Source organism: Acinetobacter sp. YH12070 (genome assembly GCF_013419625.1).
Taxonomy (GTDB): domain Bacteria; phylum Pseudomonadota; class Gammaproteobacteria; order Pseudomonadales; family Moraxellaceae; genus Acinetobacter; species Acinetobacter amyesii.
Genome location: NZ_VOZT01000022.1, coordinates 45,719 through 52,195, shown reverse-complemented (window position 1 = coordinate 52,195; position 6,477 = coordinate 45,719). Strand labels below are relative to the sequence as shown.

Below are 6,477 nucleotides of genomic sequence, written 5' to 3'. Positions count from 1 at the left end.
AAGAGTATTTTGATTATCATCTTAAAGAAACAGAATGGCGTTGGATGAGGGAGCCTAATGAGCTAGCAACAGAGTTGTGGGACCTCATTAGGTAAAACTAAGTGCAAATCTGCTAGTCTAGAGCCATTCTATTTTTACAGGCAAATAAAAAACCGCTCAGAAGAGCGGTTTTTTTATGGTTTTGACTTCAATGGATTAGAAGCGGTATTTCGCTGCTACACCAAATGAATTGTAGTCATTGTTGTCAACTTCACCGAAACCAACACGACCTTCAAGGCTTACTTGTTGGTTGAAGAATTTACGTGCATTGATCCCTACTTCGTTACGATCAGTGACATCGTTGTTGTAGTAGTCAGCACCAACACTGAATGTTTTGTCGATGAAGTAATCCGCTGCTAGATTGAATTCATCTAGATCACCGAATGCTGCACCCGCTTCAAGGTTAATGTCTTTACCATTGCTTAAAGTTGTTACGTATTTAGCACGTAAAGTTGGATCTACACCATCATCATCATCGTTATCCCAACCTTTCACACCAACTGCAACTAAGAAGCCTGGTGCAGGAAGATAACCGACTTCAGCACCGTAGTAAGTTGTATCGTTGTCTACTGTGCCAAATGGAGTGTCAACTTCGACATTATTACGGCTTACATCACCAGATACATAGAAATCTGAGTTTGGTACGAAATATTCGATACCAACGCCATAAGTATTGTCGTCAACATTGCCACGGTCAGCGAAAGTTGCATGTGCATTTACGTTACTTGCACGGTTTAAGAATGCAGCTTCTGCAAGAGGAGCGTTACGAGTTTGAACAGGGTTGAAGTAATAAGTACCGTTTACACCAAATTCACTGCCAGAGCTTCCATTATCTGGGTCGATGTAACCAGCTGAAGCGCCCACTTCTGCTTGATAAGCATGAGCTGTACCTGTAATAGCAAGTGCAGAAAGAAGTGCTGAAGCAATTGCGAGTTTTTTCATGGAAACTACCCCTCTAAATTGTTTGGCTAAATTTAATACATTTTTTGTTACAAGTTTTAGTCTAGAGAATTTTTAAAGATGGTCAATCGCTGCAAAGTTGCAGAACTGTGTATTCGGTAATTTTATGTAATTTTAATTATTTAAGATATTGAAAAATATATAATTATTATTAATGTTTTGTTTTATTAAAACTGTGTAGATATTATGAATTTGTAGATTATTTGGTCAACAACTGGACTTTTTTTTAAGTAAATATTACATCGAAAAGAAAAAAGCACCTCAAATTTGAGGTGCTTTTTTAATGCACATTCCTAATTCAAACGAAATTAGAAACGTAAAGTTGCATTGATGTTGAACGCTTGAACGTCATCACCAAAACCAACTTGACCACCGATTGCTAGGTTCGGGTTAAGGAAGTATTTTGAACGGATAGCGAAGTAATCCGTGTCTTCATCACCATCATCTTCGATGTTGTAAGATGCACCAATGCTAAAAGCTTGGTCGAAGTAGTAGTCTGCACCAATCGTAACAGAGTCTAAATCACCAAAAGCGCCATCTGCCTCTAGGTTGATGTATTGACCATTGTTCAAAGGCGCAACATATTTTGCTTTAACAGCAAAACGGTTGTCTTCGTCTTCATCATTGTCGCCTTGATAGCCATCAATACCAACAGCAAGTAAAAGGTTAGAGACAGGTAAATAACCTACTAATGCGCGGTATGTTGTTGAATCATAGTCCTCGCTTGCTGAAATGCCAGCAACTTTTACTTCAGCTTTTTCTTCTTTGTAGCCTAATTCACCATTAAAGTAGAATTGTTCAAAGAAGTATTCAGCACCTAATGAAATATGGTGGCTGTCATATTCTGCTTTGCCTGCAAGCGGACCTGAAACAGGAAAATAATCTGATACATCTACTGTTTTTGTATCTAAATATTGATAGCTATATTTAGCATAAATATTGCTGTTATGACCTAAAAATGCAGCTTCGTTTAATGGGCCATTTTTAGGGTTTACTGAGTCTAAATATAACGTGCCTTGTAAGTTGAACAATCCGTTTGAATCTACGATGTCATTGTCCCAATCTGTATAAGTAAAACCGCCATCAACTTGACCATCATAAGCAAAAGTTGATGAAGTGATAACAGCTAACCCTAGTGCAAGTAATGTCTTTTTCATAAAACCCTCGAAACATTATTGTTGTAAAAAAAATGTAATAAATAGTAATGCGAGCGTATTGTTCATATTATGTGCATTGAAGTCAATGATTTGGATGATCAATCTGGCTGAAACTGTGCAAATGCTCTGTGATATAATAGGCGGCTATTTAAGCCAAATTTTTTGATTGAGAGTAATTCACGTGGAAATTAATCCGTATCTATTACAGCTAAAAGACTTAAACGACCGTGGTCAAACATTACGGGGGTATCTTTGACTACGATCTGAAAAAAGAGCGTTTAGAAGAGGTTTTACGTGAGCTGGAAGACCCAGCAATTTGGAATGATCAAAGCCGTGCGCAAGCAATGGCAAAAGAAAAAGGTGAACTCGAAAACGTCATTAACGTGCTCGAAGGGCTTTCAACTCAACTAGAAGATGCCCAAGCGATGTTGGATCTTGCGGTTGAAGCAGAAGAAGAAAGCTTACTTGCAGATGTGCAAGCAGAGTTAACTTCAGCGGAAGCAGAACTTGCGAAATTAGAATTCCGTCGTATGTTCAGTAATCCGATGGACCCGAACCCATGCTATGTCGAAATTCAAGCAGGTTCAGGTGGTACTGAAGCACAGGACTGGGCATCGATGTTACTACGTATGTATCTACGTTGGATTGAACGTCATGGTTTTAAAGCAGAAGTGATGGAAGAGTCTGATGGTGATGTGGCAGGGATCAAGTCTGCAACGATCCGTGTAGAAGGTGAGTATGCATATGGTTGGTTACGTACAGAATCTGGCGTACACCGTTTAGTCCGTAAGTCACCTTTTGACTCGGGTAACCGTCGCCATACTTCATTCTCAGCGGTTTTTGTATCGCCTGAAATTGATGACAATATTGAAATTGAAATCAATCCTGCTGATGTTCGTACTGATACCTATCGTGCATCTGGTGCGGGTGGTCAGCACATTAACAAAACAGACTCTGCAGTACGTTTAACTCACGCTCCAACAGGGATTGTGGTGGCATGTCAGAACCAACGTTCACAGCACGCCAACCGTGACCATGCTTGGAAACAGTTACGTGCAAAATTGTACGAACTTGAGATGCAAAAACGTAATGATGCGGCACAAGCGTTGGAAGACACCAAGTCCGATATCGGTTGGGGCAGCCAAATTCGTTCATACGTTTTAGATGACTCGCGTATTAAAGACTTACGTACCAGTGTGGAAAGTTCAAACACCGGCGCGGTACTTGATGGTGATTTAGATAAGTTTATTGAAGCCAGCCTCAAACAAGGTTTGTAATTTAAATTTATATAGAAAACAAAGTTCTATCTGTTTTTGATCATCATATCTAAAAAAATCGATATAAAAATCGAAAAAATACGATATAGTGTATTCAAGATGCTGAATAGAACTTTGTTGTCCAAATTTTTATTTAATTAAACCCGTTTAAATTATGGATATTGATTTAATTTTTAAAGCACTTGCCAATCCGACTCGACGTCAAATCTTGGAATGGTTGAAAACACCTGAACAATTTTTGTCAGAAGAACAATGTGGCGGCTTTAATCGTGGTGTATGCGCTGGCAATATCGAAAAACTCGGTAATGTTTCGCAGTCTACGATGTCTAATCATTTGTCTGTGTTACAACAGGCGGGCTTAATTCAAGCCGAGAAATATGGTCAATGGTCGTATTTTTCGCGCAATGAAGAACTCATTCAGCAATATATTGATTATCTGCAGAACTCACTTTAAATCATTTTTCGCATTTGAAGTGTTAGGCGAGACATATATGGCTGAACTTAATACTCCTCTCATTTTGGGTGATTTACACCTCAAAAATCGCGTTGTAATGGCGCCACTAACCCGTAGTCGTGCAACCATTGACCGTGTTCCAACGCCGATGATGGCTGAATATTATGCACAGCGTGCAAGTGCTGGATTAATCATTTCAGAAGCAACAGTCATTTCAGAAGCAGCTAATGGCTATTTGCAGACGCCGGGTTTATTTACCGATGCTCAAGTTCAGGGCTGGAAATTGGTGACCCAAGCCGTACATGAACAGCAAGGTTTAATTGTGGCACAATTGTGGCATGTCGGACGTGTCTCACATCCCGACCTTTTGAATGGTGATACACCAGTTTCTGCCAGTGCGGTACAACAGGCGGGTTATGTCAGTCTGCTTCGCCCAAAACGCGAATATGTCGTGCCACGTCCATTAGAGATTGCAGAAATCAAAAGCATTGTAGAACAATACAAACAGTCTGCGATCAAAGCCAAAGAAGCCGGTTTTGATGGTGTGGAATTGCATGCGGCCAATGGTTATTTGATCGATCAATTCCTACAAAGCAAAACCAATTTACGTGAAGATGAGTATGGTGGTTCTGTCGAAAACCGCGCACGTTTATTGCTTGAAGTGGTGGATGCGCTGATCGAAGTGTGGGGTGCAGGTCGTGTAGGTGTACATCTTGCGCCGCGTGGTGATGAACACGATATGGGCGATCATGATCCACGTGAAACCTTTGGCTATGCTTTAGAGCAGTTGGGGCAACGGAAGATTGCATTCTTCTTTACCCGTGAATATCTGGCGGATGACAGTATTAGTGACTATCTGAAACAGCGCTCAAATGGAGTGCCGTACATTGCCAATATGCGTTTAAGCCGTGAAGATGCTGTTGATTTATTGGCCTCAGGTAAAGCCAATGCGGTATCTTTTGGTAAAGCTTATATTGCCAATCCAGATTTGTTTGAACGTTTGCTGGCGAATGCTGCACTGAATGAATTGCAGTTGGAAAACATGATTGGAACAGATGTTGCCGAAGGCTATATTGATTATCCAAGCATGAAAAATAAATTTGGTTCAGGTCGTTCAACCTATTAATCGACACTTGAATATGCATTATCCATTAACATGTGGATAATGCTCTGATATATTCTGCCGATTCAAACCGTTTTTGAGCGTAATAATTTGACTACTCCTTTTTGGTATAACGCAGCTTTGGCGCTGATTAAACCGCTATATCAATGGCGCATCAAAAAACGTGCTGAAGATCTCCAACTATATCAGCAAGAGTGTCTTGAGCGCTTTGGGCCATTTCAGCCGGTTAAAAACCGCAATGCAATTTGGTTTCATGTGGTTTCCGTAGGAGAAACCAACGCTGCACAGCCGCTGATTGAACATTATCTCAAAGCAAGCCATCCAGTCTTAGTCACCAATACCACCAAAACCGGACAAGCGCGTGCGAAACAATTATTTTTAAAAGCACCTTATGAATCACTGTTTCAGGCCGTGTATTTGCCGGCAGATCAAAAAAAATTAGTCCGTCGTTTTATCGAAAAATATCAACCGAAAATGTTGGCACTGGTCGAAACTGAACTCTGGCCAAATTTGATGATTGAAGCCGATCAGGCCAACGTTCCGTGTTTATTAATTAATGCCAGATTATCTGAAAAATCGGCGAAAGGTTATGGCAAAGTCCCGAGTTTGACGCAGCCGATGCTAAAGAGTTTGAAACAATTATTGGCGCAAGATCAGGCAACTTTAGCGCGATTTATTGAGTTGGGTGCAAACCCCCATACCAGTCAGGTCGTGGGAAGTATCAAGTTTGATATTCATGCACCCGATAGCTTTGTGCAACAAGCAGCGCAGTTGCGTGAAGATTGGGCTTTGCAAGAGCGCAAAATCATTACCATTGCCAGTACGCATGCGCCAGAAGAACAAAAACTACTCGCAGCGCTGCAGCCGATTTTGCAACAACAGCCTGAGCTGTTATGTATCGTCGTACCACGGCATCCTGAACGCTTTGATGACGTTTTTGTAGAAGCGCAGAAACTGAATTTACGCACACAGCGCCGCAGTTTAAAGCAAACGATTCAGCCTGAAACACAAGTATATTTGGCGGATAGTATGGGCGAATTATGGCTTTGGCTGGCACTGAGTCAGGCGTGTTTTGTCGGTGGTTCTTTAAATGTACCGGGCGGTGGACATAATATTTTGGAACCTATCGCGCTGCATGTCCCGACAGTATTAGGTCAGCATTATTTTAATTTTCAAACCATTGTGGATGAGTTCGTTGCTGCTCAAGGCGTGAGAGTAGTGCAAGATGCAGAACAGGCTGCTCAGGTGTTGTTTGAGTTAATCGAAGATAAGCTTCAAGCTCAGTGTTTGAATGCTGCAGCGCAGCAGATTATGCAAAAGAATACAGGGTCATTGGCTCAACATATTCAAGTGATTGATCAGTACCTTTAAGTTTTAATTTTGCGATACATTAATTTTTATTAGGCAAGTTTTATCACGGCCTTATTTTATGGTGATCGTTGAACATCCTATTCGTAGGCATAATCT

General features: G+C 40.9%; 6 protein-coding genes and 1 pseudogene. 5 read left to right on the top strand and 2 right to left on the bottom strand.

Going from position 1 to position 6,477, the window contains the following annotated elements:
* Positions 1-95, top strand: a pseudogene (locus FTU17_RS08565) (IS1595 family transposase); the annotation flags it as partial.
* A 100-nt stretch (positions 96-195) separates the two neighbouring features.
* On the opposite strand, the gene FTU17_RS08560 reads toward FTU17_RS08565, so the two are convergent.
* Positions 196-981 (bottom strand): putative porin, encoded by a 786-nt coding sequence (locus tag FTU17_RS08560; protein ID WP_180135112.1) that lies wholly within the window; start codon positions 979-981, stop codon positions 196-198.
* A 326-nt stretch (positions 982-1,307) separates the two neighbouring features.
* Complete coding sequence (locus tag FTU17_RS08555) at positions 1,308-2,156, bottom strand: putative porin (RefSeq protein ID WP_180116813.1); 849 nt, start codon at positions 2,154-2,156, stop codon at positions 1,308-1,310.
* A gap of 181 nt (positions 2,157-2,337) precedes the next feature.
* Between FTU17_RS08555 and prfB the strand changes: the two genes are divergently transcribed.
* The 4 genes from prfB to FTU17_RS08535 all read left to right on the top strand — a co-directional run bounded on the left by prfB (position 2,338) and on the right by FTU17_RS08535 (position 6,381).
* A protein-coding gene (gene prfB / locus FTU17_RS08550; protein WP_111884474.1) for a peptide chain release factor 2 occupies positions 2,338-3,433 on the top strand; the annotation gives its coding sequence in 2 pieces (ribosomal slippage) (positions 2,338-2,409 and positions 2,411-3,433; 1,095 coding nt in all).
* 154 nt (positions 3,434-3,587) lie between these two features.
* Positions 3,588-3,887, top strand: coding sequence for a helix-turn-helix transcriptional regulator (locus FTU17_RS08545; RefSeq protein ID WP_078190555.1), 300 nt, complete (start codon positions 3,588-3,590; stop codon positions 3,885-3,887).
* 37 nt (positions 3,888-3,924) lie between these two features.
* A complete protein-coding gene (locus FTU17_RS08540) occupies positions 3,925-5,013 on the top strand; it encodes an alkene reductase (protein WP_180135111.1) in 1,089 nt (362 codons plus the stop codon).
* Positions 5,014-5,100: 87 nt separating this feature from the next.
* Positions 5,101-6,381 carry a 3-deoxy-D-manno-octulosonic acid transferase gene (locus FTU17_RS08535; RefSeq protein ID WP_180135110.1) on the top strand — a complete coding sequence of 427 codons (1,281 nt, stop codon included), beginning with the start codon at positions 5,101-5,103 and terminating at the stop codon, positions 6,379-6,381.
* Positions 6,382-6,477 lie beyond the last annotated feature (96 nt).

Coding starts and splice junctions, on each gene's coding strand:
- FTU17_RS08545 (WP_078190555.1), top strand. CDS start 3,588: ATGGATATTGATTTAATTTTTAAAGCACTTGCCAATCCGACTCGACGT.
- FTU17_RS08560 (WP_180135112.1), bottom strand. CDS start 981: ATGAAAAAACTCGCAATTGCTTCAGCACTTCTTTCTGCACTTGCTATT.
- FTU17_RS08555 (WP_180116813.1), bottom strand. CDS start 2,156: ATGAAAAAGACATTACTTGCACTAGGGTTAGCTGTTATCACTTCATCA.
- FTU17_RS08540 (WP_180135111.1), top strand. CDS start 3,925: ATGGCTGAACTTAATACTCCTCTCATTTTGGGTGATTTACACCTCAAA.